Below are 23,917 nucleotides of genomic sequence, written 5' to 3' on the forward strand. Positions count from 1 at the left end.
TACCTAATGAAAGGTCAAATTTAGGGCTATAAGTACTTTATATTTTATATTTTTTTAGCTCAGTTTTTAAATTATTAGTAAGATTTTCTAGCTGGTCAACATAATCCAAAAGCTCAGTAATTTTATAAGAGTATTCAGTTACGCTAGCACTCATCTCTTCGGAAGAAGCAGAATTTTCCTGGGCTATAGCAGCTAGAGAATGAATATTTTCAAATACTTCTGAAATTTTCTTAGTTTCATATGTAAGATTATCAACAAGCTCAACAATTCCATTTGAGACATCGGTTATTTGCATGGTTGCATTTTTATTATCATTTGCAACAACTTGTAGGGTTGTACTACTTTCGTCTAATTGATAAAATTGATTAGAAACCTGATTTACCATATCCCTTACTTCCATAGTAAATTCATTTAAATTATTATTAATAGTTTTTACAGCCGTTTTGGAATCTTCAGCTAATTTTCTAATTTCCTCAGCAACAACTGTGAAGCCTCTACCCATTTCTCCGGCACGAGCAGCTTCTATAGCAGCATTTAATGCTAAGAGATTGGTTTGTTCAGAAATCTGTTCAACAGTAATAACAATACTAATAATATCCTGTACTTTTTTTGATAGCTCTTCTCCTTGAGTATTTACAGTTGAAAAGTTATTTTTAACAGTTAAAAGTTTGCCAGAAACATCGTTTAATTCTTCATAGGATTTTTCAATATCCTTTACAGCTTTCTCAAGCTGCTGTTTTCTGACACTTTCTTCGCCTGCTAAATTATTTAAATTTTCTATATTTTCATTCAAAACATATACGGATTTTTCTGTTTCTTCAGCTTGATGAACAGCTCCGTTTGCCACTTCTTGTACAGCATTGGATATCCCTTCAGAAACTTCCTTCATGCTACCGGCAATGCCTGAAAAGGTTTTAGTAAAATTATGTACATCATCCATACCGCCTTTTAAATATATGAAGTCCTTTTTTATAGTATCTTTTATACTATTAATATCCTTTATATGGTTTTCAAATTTATCTCCTGTTTTGATTTTCATATCCCCAACAAAATTCAAATCCTGAAGCTTTGCAAGTTCATCCTTTATAGATTGAAGAGGAGATATTACAATATTTGAAAATATTAAAGAAGAAAAGAAAACTATAACTGTAAAAATGAGGTTTTGGGTTAAGTTTTCTCCCCTATCATATAGTATAGAAACTAAAAAAAATACTATTGTAGTTGGAAAAGCAATTTTTAAAGATAGATTTTTAATAAATCCCATAGAAATAATATTAGACAATTTAAAGCTTTTATACTCCGATGTATCCTTTTCTAGCTTTATACTTACTTTCATAAAGCTTCTTCCATCATCATAGAGACCTTTATCTAATATATTTATGTCTATTTTTTCATTGAAAAAGTTAGCACTACCTTCTAATAGGCCTAAAAAATAGTCATACATACCCCTCTTGGATTCATATAGGAGCTCTATTTCTTTATGACCCGTTTCAGAAGCAATTAATCTTGGAGGTTTAGCTCCTCTTATCATTTTTGTTAGCTGAGAATGAACATCATCCATCATCATTAGGAATCCTTTTAAACTAAATCTCTCAAAATAGGAAGGAAACCATTTGCTAAAGGTTTCGATATTTCTTTTTCCTATTTCGCGCCAAATCTTACCTGTATCTTCGTCTAAAGAGACAGCAACTTTATCAATAATTTTTTTTACCTCATCATCGGGAATGTCTTCAAGGGGGGTGATAATTCTACCTGTGTCCCACCCGACGTTAATTAATGCTGAATCTACAATCTCATTGTCAAACAGCTGCCTGAGGGTTTTTATCCATGTAGAAACTACTGTACCTTTCATTTGAGTCATCCTTTCTATTTGAAAAAGATTATATACATATTATAATATAATAAATTAAATTTGTCGCATTAGTAATACAAATATCAAAAAAGACTTTTTTATAAAATCAAATTATACAATTATCTTATGTATAATTTGATTACTACTATGTGAAAAATATATATAAGATTGACACTGTAGACTTTGGAAACTATAATTGAAGGTATATGAAACAATTTTAAATATTCATATAAATTGACCTTTCAATATGTTTTACTATGTAAATCCTATATATAGTGAAATAAATTCAAAAGTAAATTTATACGTCAAAAAATCCCAGAAGCATCCATATTTTTAGGATGTATAAATTAAGTTTTAAGATTGATTCACTATAATTGACGATATAGTGACGTCTTTAAATTATAATTTAAATTAATAAATAAATAGATTTAAGATTTTATAATCCAAAGGAATGGAAAAAAATTTTTGAGGGGGAAATGAAATGAAAACAGATGTTCAAATTGCCCAAGAGGCTAAAATGCTTCCAATAGTTGAAATAGGCAGCAAATTGAATTTAAGGGAAGATGATCTGGAGCTTTATGGTAAGTATAAGGCTAAAATTTCCTTAGATGTGTATGAAAGGCTAAAGGATAAGGAAGATGGAAAGCTTGTTCTTGTAACTGCTATTAATCCAACACCAGCAGGTGAAGGAAAGACAACTACAAATGTTGGGCTAAGCATGGCATTAAATAAAATAGGTAAAAAAACAGTGACAACCTTAAGAGAACCTTCCCTTGGACCTTGTTTTGGAGTTAAGGGAGGAGCAGCAGGTGGAGGATATGCTCAGGTAGTACCAATGGAGGATATTAACCTACACTTTACTGGAGATATTCATGCTATAACTACAGCAAACAATCTTTTAGCAGCTCTATTAGATAATCATATCCATCAGGGAAATAAATTGGATATCGATCCTAGAAGGGTAACTTGGAAAAGAGCATTAGATATGAATGATAGAGCCTTAAGAGACATAGTTATAGGTTTAGGTGGTAGAGGAAATGGTATGCCTAGAGAAGATGGATTCGATATATCAGTTGCTTCAGAAATAATGGCTATACTTTGTCTTGCCACTGATATGGATGACTTAAAGGAAAGACTTTCAAAAATGATAGTTGGCTATACATATGATAATGAGCCAGTTACAGCAGGAGAGCTTGAAGCAACGGGATCTCTGGCACTCCTTTTAAAGGATGCAATCAAACCAAACCTAGTACAAACCTTAGAAAATACCCCTGCCATTATACATGGTGGACCATTTGCCAATATAGCCCATGGATGCAACTCAGTAGTAGCCACTAAACTAGGGTTAAAATTAGCCGATTACGTAGTGACTGAAGCAGGTTTTGGAGCTGACTTAGGAGCAGAAAAGTTTTTCAATATAAAATGTAGATATGCAGGATTAAACCCCGATGCAGTAGTTGTAGTTGCCACAGTAAGGGCCCTTAAAAATCACGGAGGAGTACCTAAAGCTGAACTTGGCAAAGAAAATCTTGAAGCATTGTCAGAAGGATTTGGAAATCTTGAAAAGCATATAGAAAATGTTCAAAAATTCGGAGTTCCAGTTGTTGTAGCATTGAATAAATTCCCAACCGATACCGATGAAGAGCTAAAATTATTAGAGGATAGATGTAAAAAATCAGGTGCAAATGTTGTATTATCAGATGTTTGGGCAAAAGGTGGAGAAGGTGGAATAGAGCTTGCAGAGAAGGTAGTAGAATTGGTTGAAAGCAATAGGGGAGAATTTAAACCCATCTATGATCTTAATCTGCCAATAAAGGAAAAGATAGAAGTTATAGCTAAAGAAATATATGGAGCTGATGGAGTTGAATTTTCTTCAAAGGCATTAAAAGAAATACAGAAGTATGAAAGAATAGGATTAGATAAGCTGCCAATTTGTATGGCAAAAACACAGTATTCCTTATCGGACAATCCAAAACTTTTAGCTAGACCACGAGGGTTCAAAATAACTGTTAAGGAAATTAGAGCTTCAGCAGGAGCAGGATTCTTAGTGGCTCTTACTGGAAACATAATGACTATGCCAGGACTGCCTAAGGTTCCTGCAGCAAATAATATGGATATATTGCCCGATGGAGAGATAGTTGGTTTATTTTAGGTTTTATGATTTATGAAATGAAACAAAAAAACCAGACAAAAACTATAGTTTTTGTCTGGTTTTTTAGTGCCTTTTAAAAAATACATAATAAAATTAACAAAACAAAGGTTAATAACAAATAGTTACATATCTATTAGCTAAAATTTTCAACTTAGACAAAAGCTGACGAACTTAGACAAAGGAAAATATTTTGTTGTATAGAATAGAGATATGTATGTCGATTCAACATAGATATTGAAGATTTATTTTATATAAATTTTTTTGCCATTCATTGGGAGGGCTAAAGTATATGTATAGGAAAAATAAAGGAGTAAGCAATATAATTATATATTGCTGTTTAGTATTAATTTTATGTATTTTTTTAGGAAATATATCTTTTTCACGAGCTAGTCAAAGAAAAAATATATTAATTTTAAGAGCAGAATGTAAAAATTACATAAATATCAATGAGCTTATGGAAGGAATAAGGGATAAACTAGGAAATAATAAAGATTTTAATATTCATATAGATATTATTAATTCTAGGAATAATAATATCTATGAGATGTACAAAATCTATAAAGAAAGGTTTCAACATAATAAATTTGATATAGTCATCCCATGTGATAATATTAGTCTAGAATTTACTAGAAAATATCAAAATCAGCTTTTCAAAAACATGCCTATAATATTTTGTAATATTACAGATGATTTCAACTATACAAAATTAGACCATTCCTATTTTACCGGAATTATAAATCAGCCGGATATAAAAAGCACTTTAAATACAGCATTAAAACTACATCCAGATACAAGAAAAATAATGATAGTAAATGACCAATCCTTTGAAACAATTAATAAGGAAAAAATTAGAAAAACATTAGACAGTGGATACGATATAGAATATATTTCTTGTGAGAATGTTAATTCAAAGGAATTCCAAGATAGAATACAAGCTGTTAATGGTAATGTTGTTCTATTATGTTTTGGAGTATCCAAGAATAATGCTAAAGACATGTGTATTTTTAACATAAAAAACATTTCTTCTACCTATAGAATTCCATCATACAGTATATCAGAAGCACTAATCGATAAGGGTATAATTGGGGGAATGATGCCTAGTGGCTATGAGCATGGTGAAAATGTGGCAGAAATAATATTACGCATTTTAAATGGAGAAAAAGTTAAAGATATTCCAATAATTAAGGATGATTCCAATAGATTTTTATTTGATTATATTGAAATGAACAAATTTGGAATTGAATTGTCTGATATACCAAAAGACAGTGAAGTCATCAATAAAGACAATTATGGCTTTTATGTTTCCAGAAAGCAGTTTTTTTATAAAATTATTCCGACATTTATATTTTTCTTAATAGTAATCATTGTTATTCAACTTATAAATATATCTAAATTGAAGAAGGTAAAACAAAAACTAAAGAAAAGTGAAGAAAGACTTCGTACAATTATTAATGCAACACCAGATTTGATTTTTATTAAGGATGGAGAAGGAAAACTCTTAGATTGTAATAAATCTTTTCTAAATGCATTTAGTTTAAATTATAAAGGGTGTATAGGAAAGTACGCCTTTGAGTTGGCTCAAACAAATGATATTTATAGACAATCCTATGTAAGCTCAATAAATAAAGATCAGAAAGTCTGGGAAAAGGGTAGGTTAATACAAGTAGAAGATAAAATAGTTTATAGTGATGGAAGAACAAAGGTTTTTGACTTGATAAAAGTTCCCATCTATGAAGATAATGGTAATCCTAGAGGAATAGTTGGTTTAGCTAGGGATATAACTACTCGAAAACAAATAGAAAATAAGCTTAGGGAGAGTGAAGAACGCTATAGAACTCTTTTAGAGCTTTTGCCTGTAACGGTTTGCTTGCACTATGAAGATATTATTCATTTTGTCAACAAGGCAGGAGCTGAAATAGTTGGAACAAAAGATGCAGATGAGCTAATTGGACGAAGTATTTATGAGTTTTTACACCCTAACTATCATGAAATGTTTAAGGAAAAAATAGAACAATTGTATAATAAAGGGATAACAATTACATCCCTAGATAAAGAAAAGCTTATAACAGTTGATGGTGAGTGCATTGATATTGAATGCATATCAAAGTGTCTTTTTTATGATGGAAAGGAAATGATACTATCGGTTATGAGTGATATCAGGGAAAGGAAAAGAGTTGAGGAATTAAGTAAAAATATAAAAGATAAAGAGAAATTATTAAATGAAACATTGGAGTATGATAAATTGAGAACTGAGTTTTTTGCAAATGTTTCCCATGAATTAAGAACTCCACTAAATATAATATTAGGTGTGGCTCAAATGTTTAAAATTCTTATAGATGATAAATCTTTAGATAATAACCCTAAAAGCTTAAAGAAGTATTTAAATATGATTGAACAAAACACCTATAGATTAATAAGGATTGTTAATAATCTAATTGATATAACTAAGATGGACTCAGGTTTTTATGAAATTAATTTTCAAAATTGTGATATTGTAAATATTGTTGAAAATATAACTTCTTCTGTAGCAAAATATATAGAGGACAAAAAAATAGAACTTATATTTGATACAGATGTAGAAGAAAAGATAATAGCATGTGATCCGGATAAGATAGAAAAAATAATGTTAAATTTATTATCTAATGCAACAAAGTTTAGTAAAGACAATGGAAAAATAAGAGTTAATATGTACGACAAAGTGGATTCAGTAGTTATTTCTGTTAAAGACAATGGAATAGGTATTCCTAATGAAAAATTAAAGGAGGTATTTGAAAAATTTAAACAAGTTGATAAATCCTTTAAGAGAAGTCATGAAGGTTGTGGTGTAGGATTATCCCTTGTAAAGGTTTTAGTTGAAATGCATGGAGGGATTATCTATGCCAAAAGTCAGTATAACGTGGGTAGTGAATTTATAATTGAACTGCCAGCCCATGTCATAACTGATAAAGGCATAAATCCAATAGATGGTGATATGAAGGAAAATCATGTTGAAAGAATAAATATTGAATTTTCTGATATATACAAATAAATTTTCAAAGGAATAACAAGAAAAATAGCGAACTTAATATATTATTAAAATTAGGAAGTGTTACTTTAAATGAATAAGGAGATATTTAAGAAAATCATTTTAGTTTCTATTGCTACAACATTAATGGGGCAGGTTTATATAAATCCATTCAATTCTGATTTTAGACTATCAATTGGTATAGCTATTCTTATATTTTTATTATTGAAATTTAATGATATATCTATTTTGCTAACAACAATGTGTACTGCATTATCAGTTTTTATTTTTAGATTTTCTATTGATTTTATACAATTAAATAAAATTGCCAGTGTATCAGATATAGCTTTAAAGCATCTTCCTTCAGCAGTATTTTATATAGTTTTTGGTATGGCACTTTATCAATTACATATAAGGGATTATAAGGAGCAACCAATTTTTTTTATATTTTTAGTTGCAATTTCAGATATACTTTCTAATGTATCTGAAGTTGCTGTGAGACAAGAATTTACAAAAGCTTCTATAGAGAGTATATTAACCAGTATTTTTACAGCTGGATTTTTGAGAGCTACTATTGCTTTTTTATTGCTTTCCAGCATTAAAGCATATAATATGCTTATTCTAAAGGAAGAACATCAGAAAAGATATATGAGTTTGCTTCTATTTACTGCTAATATGAAATCTGAAGTGTTTTTCCTTAAAAAAACTATGCAGGACATAGAACAGGCAATGGAAAGATGCTATTCTATTTATAGTGAATTGAAATATAAAGATGAGGTTTTAAACATAGATTATACTAATAGATTAAAAGATAGAATATTAAATCTTTCTAAGGATATTCATGAAATTAAAAAGGATAATAAAAGAGTTGTATCAGGTATAGAGAGACTGCTCCCCCAAAAGGAAAAGGAAAATGTCATGAAAATATCGACTATATTCAAATTGCTCAGCGATAATACTGTCAGATATATTGAAGATATAGGAAAAGAGATTGATATTTTTACTGACCATATTGATAATTATATTGTAAAGGATTATTATCCCCTTATATCAATAATTAATAATCTTATAAGTAATAGTATAGATGCCATAGAGAATAACGGATATATTAGAATTTCTCAATATACAAAAAACAACTATATAGTATTTAAAATTATAGATACAGGGATAGGAATAAAAAAAGAAGATATTAAAGTTATTTTTGAACCAGGATTTTCTACAAAATTTGATAAAAACACTGGTCATATGTCCACGGGTTTAGGACTTACCCATATAAAACATATTGTAGACAATTATTTTAAAGGAAAGATTGAAGTGATTTCACAAATGAGGCAAGGTACTAGTTTCATTATCTATATTCCAATTAATAATATAGTTGTAGAGGAGGCTAGAGAATGAAGCCATCATTTTATATTGTTGATGATGATCCGGGAATAAGAAGGATACTTTCAAATATCATTGACAATTATAGATTAGGTTATGTTATAGGACAAGCTAAAGATGGAAAGGAAGCGATAAATGAGATAGAAGAATTAATACCAGATATAGCTTTAGTGGATCTTTTATTACCGTCTGCTGATGGTATAGAGATTGTAAAAAAGATTAAGAATAAGAATATTAATACACAATTAATTATGATTTCAGAGGTTACTTCTAAAGAAATGATAAGTGATGCTTACAAAAGTGGAATTGAGTTTTTCATTAATAAACCAATTAATGTAATAGAAGTAGTATCAATAGTTGAAAATGCCATCGAAACTTTAAATCTTAAAAAGGCTCTAACTTTAATTGGAAAAACAATGAAAAACAGCAATTATAGAATTTTTAAGGATAATACAAATAATGTTGAAAATGATATTAAAGAAGAAATAGGTAAAGTATTTTCGGATATTGGAATTTTAGGAGAAGCAGGTAGCAATGATTTAATGAATATAATAAAGATTATTGCCGATGAAAGAAAACAGTTGGGAGTAAAGTTTCATAAATACAGAGCAAGTGATCTATATAGAAAATTAAACCAAAAATATAAAGATGAAAATAAACCTGTGGTATCTGTCAAAGCTATTGAACAAAGAGTCAGAAGAGTTATTCAGTCATCTTTAGAAAATATAGCTAGTCTAGGGATAGAAGACTATGGAAATATAAAATTTGAAAAGTATTCTACTTCGCTTTTTGATTTTACAGAAGTTAAAAGACAAATGGACTATATTAGAAAAAAATCTTCCTACAGGGGAAAAATTAGTGTTAAAAAATTTATTGAAGGAATATTCAATCATATAGATACATAGTTTGCAAATTAGAGAGAAAGACCTATTTACATTAAAGAATAATAAAAATAGGTCTTCTTATTATTTTTAAATTATTAGTATGTTTATTGAATGAGAAACTTGCATAATTAAAATTCTTTACATGTATTATGCAATTTCCTCGAATATGTAAAAAGGTAAAACATTTAAAAATTTCTATATGTAATTATTAGTAGTTATACGTAGTAAAATGTAGCAGGTGAGATATAATTATAGAAATTTAATAAAGATAACCAACTTTAGGGTTTAATAAATTTAAAATAAAAAATTTAACAGTATTCATTATTTTCTTTGAAACTTATTTTAAATGACATGTTGTTTATCTATAAAAGGTGGAGACATATGAAAAAGAAGATGAATATTACTTCTAAGATTTTTATTGGACTTATTTCAGGTATTATCGCTGGACTTATAGTCTATCAACTAAAGGGTAATACATTTGTGGATAACTATATTATTGGATTCTTCTTTTATTTAGTTGGTACAGTTTTTATTAATTCTATAAAGATGGTGGTTGTTCCACTAGTATTTGTTTCATTGACTATTGGAGTAACTTCAGTAAGCAATGCCAAAAAGCTTGGTAGAATAGGTGTTAAAACCATTGCATTCTATCTTATAACCACTGCTATAGCAGTGGCTATATCAATTGTATTATCTTCATATATGCAACCTGGTTCAGGCTTTGAACTTTCAAGTAATTCTGTATATGAAGCCAAAGAAGTTCCTAAGCTTATTGAGGTTATTATAAATATAATTCAAATTAACCCTATTAACTGGCTAGCAAAGGGTAAGATAATTCAAATTATAGTATTATCATTCTTTTTAGGAATTGCTATTACTTTTCTAGGTGATAAAGCAATTAAAGTAAAGGAGGGATTTGAAGCCCTTAATAAAGTCATTCTTAAACTAGTGATGATCATAATGAAGTTTGCTCCCTATGGTGTATTTGCATGGGTTGGAAAAATTTTTTTTGAGTTTGGCTATGGGGCAATGCTGCCATTACTTAAATATATGGGCTGTGTATTATTGGCATTAATAATTCATGTAATTATAACCTATCAAGGATTATTGTTTGTATTTACCAGATTAAATCCATTTAGGTTTTTCAAAAACTTTGTACCAGCTATGATGGTGGCTTTTTCAACTGTAAGTTCATTATCAACTCTTCCCATTACTATGGAAATTGCTGAAGAAAGGTTTGGTGTTTCAAAATCTGTAGCTTCATTTACATTGCCCCTTGGTGCCAAAATAAATATGGATGGCACAGCTATTATGCAAGGTGTTGCAACTGTATTCCTTGCCCAGGCCTATGGTTTACCCCTTGGTATAGATGATTTTTTAACAGTTATTTTTTTAATAATTATTTTAACAGCAACGATTGCATCAATAGGTAGGGCTGATATTCCTGGTGTTGGAGTAATTATGCTTTCAATGATACTTACTGAAATTAATATTCCTGTAGAAGGTATAGTAATCATAATGGGTATAGACAGAATACTGGATATGTGTAGAACTGTAATAAATATAACTGGCGATGTTGTTTGTACATTGATTATATCTAAGCAGGAAGGTAAGCTTAATCAAGAATTATACAATGCCAAATATCAGAAAATTAAAACTTAATAATCTATATAACAATAAAACGAAGCAGCTAAAAGATGCTTCGCTCTCATTTAATCTGCTTATATATTTTTAGTCAACTTTTTTAATTGGTGTGCCTTTAGATTCTTCTTCAGTCGTAACATTACTCCAACCTTTATGATTCATATATTCAATAAATTGTTTTTTAGGATCAGTTATATTTTCAGTTTTGCTTTCATAAGGCTTATCAGATTTAATATTATTTTTCTTAATGTCAGATTTGTAATATATATTTGTTCCATCAGCCTTCTTAGAAGCTACAATTACTTTTGTTCCATCCTTTTTAATGTATACTATAGGTATTATTGAACCTTTAGGTAATTTCCTTTTATTTAATTGAATTACATGGGAGATATAACTAAAATGTTCTTTTGACAAGTTTAAATATTCTTCTGGATTGCGATATAAGTCTTTTGAGTTAAAAAGAGTTACAGTGATATATTCATTTTTGTCTATGGAAATGTTTTTTTCTATATTCTTCCATGAATCTTCTATCCTATTCTTAACTTTTTCTAGCTTATCAACTCTTTTTGTAGTCAATTCTTTTGTCTCATTTTGCATTTTTTTTGCTTTTGAATTTTCATAGTGATTATATAATCCTGTATAAATATTTTGTTTACTATATGCAAAAACACTTAAACTAGTCATTAGTATTGTTAGTACACCTATTAATATTAATACTTTCTTTTTATTCACAATCACACCACCTTAAATTTAATATAATTATCTATAATTATACTGTTAAATTCCTAATTAGGTATTACGTATATTATAATATATGTGTATATATATAGCTAATTTTTTTTTACATTATATTAATTATTTAACAATTTATATAATATTACGGATATTTTTTAATATTTAGCAATAAATTAAAATATCAAAACTTGCAACCATAAAGTCATCATGGTAAAATAAAAATGGATAGTATCGTATATACGAGCTATACCACTTTAAATATTCATAATTTTCACAAAAATCAATATGGTTATTAATCTGCTCTGAGCCTATGCTATGGACCGAGACAGAAGGTATTAGTGTGAAAAATACCCTTCTTTGCTTATGCTCTGAAGGTTTTTTTATTATACACTATTATACACTCTTTTTATGTCTATTTATCCAAGTTAGGCTTAGAAAGGGTTTTTTTATATTATAAAAATTTATGGGGTGATCAATATGTCAAATAAAAAGTTTACAGTGAGTTCATTTTTAAAGGCTAAGAAGGATGATGAGAAAATTTCAATGCTTACTGCCTATGATTATTCTACAGCAAAACTATTAGATGAAGCTGGTGTTGATAGTTTACTTGTAGGAGATTCCCTTGGAATGGTTATGCTTGGGTATGAAAATACACTGCAGGTAACAGTAGATGATATGGTGCATCATTGTAAAGCTGTTACTAGAGGTGCAAAAAGAGCTATGGTAATAGGAGATATGCCATTTCTTTCTTATCATATTAGCGTTGAAGATACTATAAGAAATGCAGGCAGACTTGTTCAGGAAGGTGGGGCCCATGCTGTTAAGCTTGAAGGAGGTAGAGAAGTTGTTGATAAGATTAAAGCAATTGTTGATGCCCAAATACCAGTTATAGGACATCTTGGACTTACTCCCCAATCCATAAATATTTTTGGTGGATTTAAGGTACAGGGGAAAAATGAAGAGCAGGCCCAAAAAATTGTTGAAGATGCATTGCTGCTTCAGGAAGCTGGAGTCTTTGCTATAGTTTTAGAATGTGTTCCAGAGAAGCTGGCAAAACTAATTAGTGAAAAACTTAAAGTACCAACTATAGGAATTGGAGCTGGCAAATATTGTGATGGTCAAGTTTTGGTCACACAGGATATGTTAGGTATGTATACTGATTTTGTTCCCAAATTTGTTAAGCAATATTCTAATCTGTGTGATTCAATAAAAGAGTCGACAAAAAGATATATAGAAGAAATAAAGGAAGGTCAGTTCCCAGCTAAAGAACATACTTTTAAGATGGATGATGAAGTCCTTGAGAAGCTCTATTAAGAGCTGTTATTATCGATTGGAGGAATACTATGAAAATATTAAATTCAATAAAAGATGTTAGAGCGGAAATTAAACAAGCACGAAAAAATAGTAAATCCATAGGTATGGTTCCTACTATGGGATATTTACATGAAGGTCATCTTTCCCTTGTAAAAAGAGCCAGAGAGGAAAATAATATTGTTATAGTAAGTATATTTGTGAATCCTACACAATTTGGCCCTGATGAAGATTATGTAGCCTACCCTAGAGATATAGAAAGAGATAGTAGATTAGTAGAGGGAGAGGGAGCTGATATAGTTTTTGCACCAGAGGTTAATGAAATGTATCCTGATGGATGCAGCACATATGTTGAGGTAGAAGGTAATATTACTAAAAAGCTCTGTGGAGCTTCTAGACCTGGTCATTTTAAAGGAGTTACAACGATAGTAACAAAATTATTTAATATTATTACACCTGATAGAGCATATTTTGGACAAAAAGATGCTCAGCAGGTTGCTGTTATTGAAAAAATGGTTAAAGATCTATGCTTTGATATAGAAATAGTTCCATGTCCTATTATTAGAGAAGAAGATGGTCTTGCAAAGAGTTCAAGGAATATGTATTTGAATGAAAAAGAAAGAAAAGCAGCTACTATACTTTCCAAGGCATTATTTAATGTTAAAGAAATTATTGGGAAAGGTGAAATAAATCCATCGAAAATAGAAAAATTTATTGTTGATACCATAAATACAGAGGCACTTACAGATATTGATTATGTTGAAATTGTAAATGCCAGGACTTTAGAATCGATTAGAAAGATAAAAGGTGATGTTCTAATAGCACTGGCTGTAAAAATTGGTAAAGCAAGACTGATTGATAATATTAGATTGGAGGCATAATAAATTGCTAGTTAATATGTTTAAAAGTAAAATCCATAGAGCAACGGTTACTGAGGCAAATTTGAATTATGTAGGGAGTATAACAATAGATAGAACTTTAATGGAAGCTGCTGGAATTATTCCTGGTGAAAGAGTTCAAATAGTCAATAATTATAATGGCGCAAGACTTGAAACCTATGTCATAGAAGGGCCTCCCAAAAGTGGTATAATATGCTTAAATGGTGCAGCAGCAAGATTAGTTCAACCAGGAGATAATATTATAATAATTGCATACTGTTGGGTAACTAAAGAAGAAGCTAAAAAGATAAGGCCTAAAATAGTTTTTGTAGATAAAAATAATGGGATAATAGAAAAAACTGACATAGAGATTCACGGAGAAGAGAGATAAAAAAACGACTCAATTGAGTCGTTTTTCTTTACATAATAATCTGTGCAAGGATTCCTGCAGTTAAGAATGATATTATAAAACTGCCTACATAAATTAGTACTGATTCTTGCCAGCTTCTTTCTTTAAATATTACCATTATAGCTGCAATGCAAGGAACAAATAGAGTGATTGCAACTAGAGATGTTATAAGCTGTGGGCCGCTTAACAGTCCCTGGGATGCAAGATCGTTGAGTCCGGCAGCTCCAAAGTCTCTTCTTACTATTCCCATAATAAAGGCCTGTGAAACTTCAGGAGGTAACTTCAGAAAGCCTACAGTAAATGGAGACAATCCACTGGCAATACTATCTAATAAACCGGTATATTGAAGTACAGTAATAAGCAGACCACCTATGATAAATAGAGGAGTAGCTTCTTTTAAGAACATTATAGACTTAACATAGGTTTTCTTCAAAACATTACTTAGCCTAGGGAGTCTAAGAGGAGGAATATCTATTAAGAGATCACTGGATTCACCTGGCATTAATTTATTTAGTAATGTTCCTGTAAGTACAAATACAATAAATATTGTTAGGCAGTAAATAATTAGAGCCTTTAATCCCAATGGAGCAATGAGGCCCATAATTACACCTAATTGAGCAGAACAAGGTATGGCTAAGCCAAGAAGCATTGTTGCAATAAATTTTTCTCTTTTTGATCCTAATAATCTAGTAGTAATAGTTGCCATAGTAACGCAACCAAACCCTAATATCATAGGAATAATAGCTCTACCATTTAACCCTAATGAAGTTAATGCTCTATCAACAAGAGCAGCTATTCTGGGAAGATACCCTGAGTCTTCCAAAATAGAAAGAAAGAAATAAAAACCAACTACTAGGGGCAATAAGAGTCCAAGAATATAAATAGGAACCATAGTTATAAGTCCAAATTCACCAATTAATAATTGTCCAATCAAACTAGAATCCTTTAGCAAACTGCCTAAAATATTCATTATAAAGTTATAATAGTACTTACCCATAATAACTTCTTCAGTTATACCAACTACAGTTTGGGCCATAAAAACGCCTATTGCTTGATACATGATATATAGAGTAACAAATAATATTGGTATACCAGTTAATGGCTTAAGCATCATTCTACTTAGTTTAGTTTTAAAGGAAGCATTTTGATTGACTTCAAAAACGGTACTGTCTACTATTTCATCCACTCTATATCGTCTGAGTTTATATATATATTCTCTTTGGCCATTAAAATCTTTAATATTATGTCTGTCTATAATATTTTCATCTTCTTCAGCCAAAAGAAGAGCTTCTGATTCAGTATCTACTTTATTTATAATCTTATCAATAATTTCCTTAACTTCCTCTATTCTATTACCAGGCTTGGCCCTATATAATGCATCCTTTATTTTATCTAATCCTTCATTTTTTATGGCAGTCGTTGGAATAATTTCAACACCTAATTTTTTAGACAAAAGTTCTATATCGATTTTAAGTCCATTTCTTTGTACATCATCCATCATATTTAAGGCAACAACAACAGGTTTACCCATATCTATAATTTGCTGAGTTAAAAATAAATCTCTTTCTAAGTGTACAGCGTCTACAACATTTAATATAATATCTGCATAAAGTATAATATCCCTAGCAACTTTTTCTTCGTCATTAAATGAGGATACACCATAAACACCTGGAGTATCCATTACTACGTCTTTATTAAGTTTTCCAGAGCTTATATCAATAGTTGTTCCAGGAAAATTTGAAACATCTACATATAAACCAGTAAGATAATTAAAAAATACAGATTTACCTACATTGGGATTTCCTGCTAAAACTATTTTTTTTGCTTCTTTTGGTATATCTATTTTTGCAGCTGGATTATGACAGCTCATATATATCCTCCTTTATCGGTATGTATACTGGTATAAACCATAGTTGAATTACGGTATTATTTAAAATAATATTTTAATAATTAGATACGCTTTATTTCAATTGTTTTAGCCAGATTTCTACCAATAGCTATTTCTTGCATTCTATTTTGTAAAATCACAGGTCCAGCAGGAAGTTTTTCAGAGCATAAAAGTTTAGAACCTTCATAAATACCCAATCTGATTGCTTGTATTCTAATATTTGAATCGGGAATATTAATAATTTCAATTTTTTCACCTTTATTTGCAAGATCTAAAGTCATAAGATGGCCTCCTTTAAAATAAAAGATAATTTAAGCTAATAATAATCATTATCAAAACTATAATAAAAAAATATTTTTTATAAATTTTCTTTTATATAGATTTCCTATAGTAAAACCTAATTTATACGTATGAAAATATCCAATGTTTCTGAGGCTTTTTCATATGTATAAATTAATTGTTTTACTGGAATATCTATAATACCTTTCTTAAGCATACTATAAATGATAATGAATGTCAATATTGATAATTGTATTTTGATAAAAATAAAATATCCTATTTTTGAAAATAGGATATTTTATTAGAAGGTTCATCATGGATATTGTTAATAAATACCAGAGTTTTATGAGAGTTATGGTTAAAAGATTTAATAGGTTGAATAGGTAATATTATTGATATAGATAATATTAATAATGTAAATAGTTTAGTTGTTTTCATTATTATCCCCCATTTCTATTATTAAAATTTAATATTGTTTCACTGTAATTAATCGGTTTACTTGAATCTATATAATTAGTTTCTCACATTATTCTTTTTATATGTTAGAAATATTAGGGGGATATAGCAAAATTTAAATTTTTCTAAAATTTAGAAGGATATTTTGACTTTACGTAGAATAAGATTATTAAGAAAAACGTTACCAACATTTCTTGAAAACGTTATAGGGATTGCACCGAAAGGTGCTATTTTTTTGTCTTATTTTCTTTTATTTTTCTTTCTATATCATCAGCAAAGCTCACATGTTCATCAGTAAAGCTTAATCCTACACCTACATCTTCTCTATTATGGAAAGTAGGATTTTTTTTGCCAACAACACCTTTTCTATTTTTTCTAGTCATTAAAGAGCCTCCTCATAATAATTTATAATTTTATTTATATGAGCAAATTGCATAATTACCTTCTTGAAAAATCATCTACTACATATAGTTTTAAAATCTGCAAAGATATGCCACCTATATTATGCAACCCAGCCAAATTAGAGTTATGCAATTTCTTCATATAACTATTATGAGTAAAATTATATAATCATATTCTTATAAGGTGAAGTTATATTGTGAATGTAGATTTTTATAAGTTTGATAAAAGAAATAGGAAAAGTCTTATTTCCTTTATTCTTATAGTATTTCCACATTTCCATCCAGCTTATATATAACATCTTTTCTTTCAACAATAATTGTAATTTTTTCAAGTAATTCTTCATCGGTTTTTATGTTTTTAAGCAGCTCCTTAGATGGATTGATAGCAATAGGATGACCAAGCATTTTTAACATAGAATAATCACCATTTGTGTCTCCATAAGAATAGCTTTTATTTAAATCAACATCATATTTTTCTACAAAATTCATAATTGCTTTGTGTTTACTTTCAGAATCCCACATTTGTATGATTTCACCGGTAAAATTATTATTTTCATCTACAATATATTTAGTACCACAGTAGTCTGTTGCCTCGTATTTTTCTGCCATTCTTTCTACTAAATATGCTGGGCCTCCAGATATAAAGAATATTTTATGGTTTAGCGATTTATGCCAAGCTATTCTAGCTCTAGTATATCTATAAACTTTATCTCCCTTAAGATTTATTACTTGATCATTAATAAATTCTAGATGATTTTTGTTTAATCCCTTTAAAGATTGAATGTAAGCTTTTGCCAGTTCTAGTAAATAATCATCAAAGTTTCCACGACGCTTTTGCCAATCGTAATAGGTATGCTTAACATGACTGTGCCATAGGGCGGGGTCTATAACTTCGTATTTAAGCAATTTTTTAAAATGCTCTACCATAAGAGAATTTCTATATAATGTTCCATCAATATCAAAAAATGCACCAATTTTCCCCATTAATATCACCTCTTTAAATTTATATATAAATTCATAAAATATTGAAAATAAAGTTTAACGTTATTTCTATTTACAGTTATAGGGTTTTCTCAATTATATCAATTATTTGGTAACAAAAAACTTTTAAAACAATAATATGTATTAAAAAATGTTTATAATAATGATTAAATATTGAAAAAAATGGTATTAATTAAATATATAACATTAATTATTATATTAAAATAAATATAGTAAAAATCCAAGTATCATAACTATATAATAGTATATATCCCCTAAATTTCTACATTTAAACTCAATATAAGGATAAATAGCGATAAATTTATTAAATTAGGAAATTACATAAATTCCTCTTGTAAAAACCAACTACTATATTCAGATTTAAACACTCTAAAGTACTATCATATACCTTATGTGATTGTCTCAATTTAAAATTATGAGTTTATCCTAGATATTAAAATTATTTATCTTTATAGAGCTTATATAGTAAAATTTTTACATAGTTTCAAAATTAATGTGGGGTGATTATAATGTTAATTGCAATTATTTATGCTTTTATGCTAACCATTTTTATCGGGTTTATTATCGAAAATTTTAAACTAAGCTTTGATCTTAAAAAAGTAGAATTGATAAATTTCAAAATTATAAATATTATTTCTAAAATATTTTCAGGAAAAACCGACTTTGACATATTTATGATTAATGATCTTAGAAGGATTTTCAACGAAGAATTTTTAAATACAAAGATGCTAGATAAATATGAACTATACAAAGTAGATGATTCTAAAATAAAAGTAAAATATTTTAAAGGACATGTAATAGAAGAATTAGAGATATTAGCTTACAAAGGAGAAATCAAATTAATTGAGATAAATAAAGAAGTTTTAGAGTGAAATAAAAATGAGAATTATTTTCAAAAGCCTTTAGATATTTAATACAAGTGTAATTATTAAATAGATAACTCCTTTAAATATATTAATATGTCAGTTACTTAGCCCCTAACTAATGGAACCGACCTATTTATTCTTAAATAGGTCGGTTCCATTTAATATATAAATCAAATTATGAACTATTCTTGCAGTCATTCCCCAAATTATATAATTATTATATTCATAAAAATATATAGGATATTCTCCAGTTCTAAAATTATAAACTTTTCCGTTTTGAATTTTGTGAAATGGAAAGTTTTCTGGAATTTCTAATTTACTTTTTACTACATGTTTTTCAGGTTTAGTATCTAAAAAAAAATCTAGAGGTACTGTAAAAATTGAACCAACTTCATTGAGATTAAAATTAATATTCTGGGGATCAATAATATCTATAAATCCCACAAAAGGATATAATATAACATTGAATGGAGTAACTATGTAATCTGTTTTTCCAAATATTTTTATGCAAGATTTCTTTATATTCAATTCTTCACATGTTTCTCTTACTGCTGATTGTAGTGGAGTTTCATTTTTTTCAATTTTTCCTCCAGGAAAGCATATTTCACCTGGTTGAGTTTTTAAATTTTCAGAGCGAACTTCGAATAGAAGATGTATTTTTCCATCTACATAAATTAAAGGGATTAGTACTGCATAAGAGTTATATATTCCTTCAGGATTGGAAATCCTTGAATTTAATTTCATATATATATTGTCTAGTTTCATTAAATCACCTCAGATGATATTTATTATTATTATAACATCTAATTGTTAAAATACTATAGTGAAACATATTGAAAGGTCAATTTATACATTATAGAAAATCCTAAAAGCATAGATATTTTTAAAATCCCTTAAATTATATTTGAAATTAAATATTTAATTTACTAGCATAACAGGTTAAGTTAATGTTGTTTATCTATATATAAAATAAAAGATATATGTTTTTCAAATTTAAATGTATATATTATTGGAATAAAGTATAAAATACAAAAAAATATTAATATGGAGGTTTTAATATGAGTAAAATTGATCATTTGAGTGTAATGAGTATAAGTGTGGATCAGAGAACAAATTCAGCACCAAAGGTTCAGGAAATATTAACTAAGAATGGTGAGTTAATATTAGGAAGGTTTGGGATACATGATCCCAGAGAAGAAAATACAGGACTAATTACAGTTAATCTGAGGGGGGAAAGAAGTCGAATAAATAATATGATGGATCAATTAAATGGATTAGAAGGGGTAAAGGTTAATCATATGGAGGCATAAAATTTTAATTGAAAATAAATTTCAAAAAAAGTTTAAAGATACGATCGGGGGGTATAAGAATAATAAATCCCCCTTTTAAATATATATTTTGTTTTTTATTCCCTAGTTATTTCAATCGACCTATTTACAAATAATAGGTCGATTGATTTATTTTTGATATGATTTAAAAAACAAGGAGTATGATTCTGAAAGATTATTTTTAAAATTAAATGACCATTATATATTGACAATAATATCTATAAAGAGTATTATTATATCATATTAATAACACCACTGGAGAAATTATTAATAAAAATATTAATGTATCATACAAAAATTGGGTCTAAAAATATATTTTGCATTAAAATTCAATCTATTAATAATACGGTGTTATAAACTATAGGTTGGAGAGTGAAATATGAAAAAAATAAAAAAGAGAGATCAAGAGTATATAAAACAGAATAATTTGAAAATGATATTAGATATCATTAAAGATAAACGACCTATATCAAGGGCGGAAATAGTAAAAATAGCAAATATGAGTCCTACTTCAGTCAGCAGGATAGTAGGAAGCTTGATGGATTTAGGATTGGTTAAAGAGACGGAAACTTATTCTAATGGAGTAGGAAGAAAGGCGATTTTATTAGATTTAGATTTAGAGTCTGTAATAACTATAGGTGTGTATATTAACAAGCATATCATTAATGTAGGAGTTGTGAATTTTGGAGGTGAAATCTTATATAAAGATAAGATTGATCTAAATCCTAAAGATATATATCCAGATATACTAATAAAAAAAGCATGTGGTCTTATTAATGATGTAATTAAAAATTCTAAAATAGATTCCTCAAAGGTTATAGGTATAGGGGTTAGCTTACCTGGTATCATTAACTCTAAAAATGGTGAGGTTATTTTTTCAGCACCTTTAAACTGGAAAAACATACATATAGCTCAAGCTATTGAGAGTGAATTAAATATTAGAACAATAGTGGATAATGATGTGAAACTCAAAGCTTTAGCTGAAAGTTTGTATGGGGTAGGCAAAAATTCTGGAAAGACTGCTTTAGTTAACTTTGGAAAAGGCGTTGGGTCGGCTCTGATAATAAATGGTGAGATATTTAGAGGAGTAACAAATATCGCAGGAGAAATAGGGCATATAACAATTGATCCTAATGGAATCCTGTGTGAATGTGGAAGGCGTGGATGTCTTCAAACATTTATAGTTGAAGATAATTTAATTGAAGAAGCAAATAAAGTGAAAAAGATAGTTGATATCGAAGAAATATTTGAAGAGGCACGTATGGGAGAAGACTGGGCAGTAAGTATTTTAGAGCGTGCTGTAACATATATGTGCGTAACTATCAATAATATAGTTTGCATGTACAACCCTGACACTATAGTTGTAAGTGGAAGCTTAGTTGAAGCCTATCCAGAAATACTCAAAGAAGTTGAAGAAAAATGTAAAACATTTATTTGGGCTCCTCTTAGAGGAACTTTTAAAATATTATATTCTGAGTTGAAAAGTCAGTCCGATATTATTGGACCATCAACTTTAGCTTCAAATACTTTCCTGAGTTTTGATATTTAAAAATTTAAAGTTTTTATGACCAAATCAAATATAGTTTCACTATAGACTATTTGCTTATATTTCCTACTCAATATTTAAATTAAAATCTATTTTGATATTGAATATGTGAAATGTAGGTTTTAAATAGTATATATTTAAATGATCTATATGGGAGGTGGAATGAAGAAGCTATAATATAATAGATTCAAATTCAAATAATTCAGAAGGATAACAAGAAATATAATAGCTAACAAAAAAACGTTTTTCTTGTTAATCCGATGAAAACGAGTGAATGAAAAAATTGGGGGGATTATTTATGAAGAAACTAATTGCTTTGTTTATTGTGATCATAATGTCTGTTGCTTTTGTTGCATGTTCTAATGACATTGAAAAAGCAGAAACTAAGGCGTCAGATGAAACAACAGCAAATGCACCAGTGGAAAACGAAGATGTTAATATGACCATAGCAGTAAATGCTGAAATAATTTCGCTTGACCCACATGATATATCTGATACTTTATCAGGTTCAGCTACTAGTACAATGTACGAGCCACTATATGACTATAAACTAGATATGACTTTAGAACCTACTTTAGCTACAAGCTATGAAGTATCTGAAGATGGATTGGAATATACTTTTTACATAAGAGAAGGAGTTAAATTCCATGATGGAACTCCATTAAATGCAGAGGCTGTGAAATATAATTTTGATAGAGTTACCGATAAAGAGAAGAACTTGAAAAGACGTAGGAATCTTTTACATGTTGTTAGTACAGAAGTGATAGACGAATATACCTTGCTAGTTAAATTAGATGCTCCATTTGCACCAATGCTTAATAGAATTGCTTCTATTTCAATAATAAGTCCAGCTGCTCTTGAAAAGCATGGAGATAAGGGCATTATTACTAACCCGGTTGGGACTGGTCCATATGTATTTGAAGCGTGGACTCCAGGAGACAAAATGGTTGTAAGAACTAATGAAAATTATTGGAGAGAAGGACCAAAGATTGATACCCTTACATTTAAGCCTGTAACTGAGAATGGAGCTAGAATAGCAATGCTGCAAACAGGGGAGGCGGATTTTATTTATCCCATGCCTGCAGAACAGGTTAAAGCTGTAGAAGGTGATAAGAATATAGAAATAATAGAAGGACCGTCTACTATTGCAAGATTCACATTTTTAAATATGTCAAAGGATGTTTTTTCAGATGTAAGAGTTAGACAAGCTATTAATTATGCAATAGATAAGGAAGCTTATGCTAAGGTTGTAAAGGCAGGTTATGCAGAACCACTTACTTCTCATGTACCTTCAACTATAAATTATCATGCTCCGCAGCCAGAGTACGAATATAATTTAGAAAAAGCTAAGAAACTTATGGCTGAAGCAGGATATCCTGATGGATTTAAAACCCATGTTTGGGCACCAAATGATACCGAAAATATGAAAGGTATGCAGTTTATAAGGCAGCAATTAGCTGAAATAGGTATAGATGTAGAAGTAGTTCCGATGGAAGAAGGCACCCTATCAGATTCTATCTATAAGGCTCAAACTCCAGAAGAATCAGAAGTTAATATGTGGTATGTAAGCTGGTCAGCCTTTGATTTTGATGGTGCAACTGAGAAATTATTCCACAGTGCTAATATACCTCCAACTGCTCCTAATGTATCCTATTATATGAATCCTGAGGCTGATGCTCTTATTGAGGCAGGTGCTGTAGAGGTAAATCCTGAAAAGAGGGCTAAAATCTATGCAGATCTACAGGAAATTATTTGGAATGATGCACCATGGATTTTTATGGGATCAGATGTACTATTGGCAGCTGAGAGAAATACTACAGAAGGAATCTTTGTTGATCCAAGTGGTGGCATAATTGCCACAGAAGCATCTACTAGTAAATAGTTAGTAAAATTAAGGGC

General features: G+C 29.2%; 20 protein-coding genes. 12 read left to right on the top strand and 8 right to left on the bottom strand.

Features of this window, described 5'->3' with window-relative positions:
- Nucleotides 1-37 precede the first annotated feature (37 nt).
- Nucleotides 38-1,852: a heme NO-binding domain-containing protein gene (locus B5X81_RS02085; protein ID WP_079488988.1), complete on the bottom strand. Its 1,815-nt coding sequence runs from the start codon at nt 1,850-1,852 to the stop codon at nt 38-40.
- Between the two features lie 481 nt (nt 1,853-2,333).
- On the opposite strand from B5X81_RS02085, the gene B5X81_RS02090 reads away from it, so the two are divergent.
- The 5 genes from B5X81_RS02090 to B5X81_RS02110 all read left to right on the top strand — a co-directional run bounded on the left by B5X81_RS02090 (nt 2,334) and on the right by B5X81_RS02110 (nt 10,937).
- Nucleotides 2,334-4,004, top strand: coding sequence for a formate--tetrahydrofolate ligase (locus B5X81_RS02090; RefSeq protein ID WP_079488990.1), 1,671 nt, complete (start codon nt 2,334-2,336; stop codon nt 4,002-4,004).
- Between the two features lie 289 nt (nt 4,005-4,293).
- Entirely contained in the window at nt 4,294-7,032 is a 2,739-nt protein-coding gene (locus B5X81_RS02095; protein WP_079488991.1) for a sensor histidine kinase, read from the top strand.
- Between the two features lie 69 nt (nt 7,033-7,101).
- Nucleotides 7,102-8,406 (top strand): ATP-binding protein, encoded by a 1,305-nt coding sequence (locus B5X81_RS02100; protein WP_079488993.1) that lies wholly within the window; start codon nt 7,102-7,104, stop codon nt 8,404-8,406.
- On the top strand, nt 8,403-9,296 hold the full coding sequence (locus B5X81_RS02105; protein WP_079488994.1) for a response regulator: 894 nt from the start codon (nt 8,403-8,405) through the stop codon (nt 9,294-9,296). Before B5X81_RS02100 ends, B5X81_RS02105 begins: the two co-directional genes overlap by 4 nt.
- A gap of 360 nt (nt 9,297-9,656) precedes the next feature.
- On the top strand, nt 9,657-10,937 hold the full coding sequence (locus B5X81_RS02110) for a dicarboxylate/amino acid:cation symporter (protein ID WP_079488996.1): 1,281 nt from the start codon (nt 9,657-9,659) through the stop codon (nt 10,935-10,937).
- Nucleotides 10,938-11,006: 69 nt separating this feature from the next.
- On the opposite strand, the gene B5X81_RS02115 is transcribed toward B5X81_RS02110, so the two are convergent.
- On the bottom strand, nt 11,007-11,651 hold the full coding sequence (locus tag B5X81_RS02115; protein WP_079488997.1) for a hypothetical protein: 645 nt from the start codon (nt 11,649-11,651) through the stop codon (nt 11,007-11,009).
- A 480-nt stretch (nt 11,652-12,131) separates the two neighbouring features.
- On the opposite strand from B5X81_RS02115, the gene panB reads away from it, so the two are divergent.
- Genes panB through panD form a run of 3 tightly spaced genes read left to right on the top strand, consistent with a single transcriptional unit; the run spans nt 12,132 to nt 14,234 of the window.
- The gene (panB, locus tag B5X81_RS02120; RefSeq protein ID WP_079488999.1) at nt 12,132-12,968 is read left to right on the top strand and encodes a 3-methyl-2-oxobutanoate hydroxymethyltransferase; all 837 of its coding nucleotides are present in this window, start codon (nt 12,132-12,134) and stop codon (nt 12,966-12,968) included.
- A 29-nt stretch (nt 12,969-12,997) separates the two neighbouring features.
- Nucleotides 12,998-13,846 (top strand): pantoate--beta-alanine ligase, encoded by an 849-nt coding sequence (gene panC / locus B5X81_RS02125; RefSeq protein ID WP_079489000.1) that lies wholly within the window; start codon nt 12,998-13,000, stop codon nt 13,844-13,846.
- Nucleotides 13,847-13,850: 4 nt separating this feature from the next.
- Entirely contained in the window at nt 13,851-14,234 is a 384-nt protein-coding gene (gene panD / locus B5X81_RS02130; RefSeq protein WP_079489002.1) for an aspartate 1-decarboxylase, read from the top strand.
- A gap of 28 nt (nt 14,235-14,262) precedes the next feature.
- On the opposite strand, the gene feoB is transcribed toward panD, so the two are convergent.
- The 5 genes from feoB to B5X81_RS02145 all read right to left on the bottom strand — a co-directional run bounded on the left by feoB (nt 14,263) and on the right by B5X81_RS02145 (nt 18,260).
- On the bottom strand, nt 14,263-16,122 hold the full coding sequence (gene feoB, locus B5X81_RS02135; RefSeq protein WP_079489003.1) for a ferrous iron transport protein B: 1,860 nt from the start codon (nt 16,120-16,122) through the stop codon (nt 14,263-14,265).
- 80 nt (nt 16,123-16,202) lie between these two features.
- Entirely contained in the window at nt 16,203-16,421 is a 219-nt protein-coding gene (locus B5X81_RS02140) for a FeoA family protein (protein WP_079489005.1), read from the bottom strand.
- A 274-nt stretch (nt 16,422-16,695) separates the two neighbouring features.
- Nucleotides 16,696-16,857 carry a hypothetical protein gene (locus B5X81_RS27235; protein ID WP_170917237.1) on the bottom strand — a complete coding sequence of 54 codons (162 nt, stop codon included), beginning with the start codon at nt 16,855-16,857 and terminating at the stop codon, nt 16,696-16,698.
- Between the two features lie 245 nt (nt 16,858-17,102).
- Entirely contained in the window at nt 17,103-17,258 is a 156-nt protein-coding gene (locus B5X81_RS27240) for a hypothetical protein (protein WP_170917238.1), read from the bottom strand.
- 276 nt (nt 17,259-17,534) lie between these two features.
- Nucleotides 17,535-18,260, bottom strand: a complete 726-nt coding sequence (locus B5X81_RS02145) for an HAD family hydrolase (protein ID WP_079489006.1) — start codon at nt 18,258-18,260, stop codon at nt 17,535-17,537.
- Between the two features lie 554 nt (nt 18,261-18,814).
- On the opposite strand from B5X81_RS02145, the gene B5X81_RS02150 reads away from it, so the two are divergent.
- Nucleotides 18,815-19,150 (top strand): hypothetical protein, encoded by a 336-nt coding sequence (locus B5X81_RS02150; RefSeq protein WP_208984962.1) that lies wholly within the window; start codon nt 18,815-18,817, stop codon nt 19,148-19,150.
- A gap of 123 nt (nt 19,151-19,273) precedes the next feature.
- On the opposite strand, the gene B5X81_RS02155 is transcribed toward B5X81_RS02150, so the two are convergent.
- Complete coding sequence (locus B5X81_RS02155) at nt 19,274-19,909, bottom strand: NUDIX hydrolase (RefSeq protein ID WP_079489009.1); 636 nt, start codon at nt 19,907-19,909, stop codon at nt 19,274-19,276.
- 293 nt (nt 19,910-20,202) lie between these two features.
- Here B5X81_RS02155 and B5X81_RS02160 point away from each other — a divergent pair, with 293 nt between their 5' ends.
- From B5X81_RS02160 to B5X81_RS02170, 3 genes are all read left to right on the top strand, one after another.
- Entirely contained in the window at nt 20,203-20,454 is a 252-nt protein-coding gene (locus tag B5X81_RS02160) for a hypothetical protein (protein WP_079489011.1), read from the top strand.
- A gap of 397 nt (nt 20,455-20,851) precedes the next feature.
- Entirely contained in the window at nt 20,852-22,021 is a 1,170-nt protein-coding gene (locus B5X81_RS02165; RefSeq protein WP_079489012.1) for an ROK family transcriptional regulator, read from the top strand.
- A 295-nt stretch (nt 22,022-22,316) separates the two neighbouring features.
- The gene (locus B5X81_RS02170; RefSeq protein WP_079489014.1) at nt 22,317-23,900 is read left to right on the top strand and encodes a glutathione ABC transporter substrate-binding protein; all 1,584 of its coding nucleotides are present in this window, start codon (nt 22,317-22,319) and stop codon (nt 23,898-23,900) included.
- Nucleotides 23,901-23,917 lie beyond the last annotated feature (17 nt).

The organism is Maledivibacter halophilus, assembly GCF_900167445.1.
Classification (GTDB): Bacteria; Bacillota; Clostridia; order Peptostreptococcales; family Caminicellaceae; genus Maledivibacter; species Maledivibacter halophilus.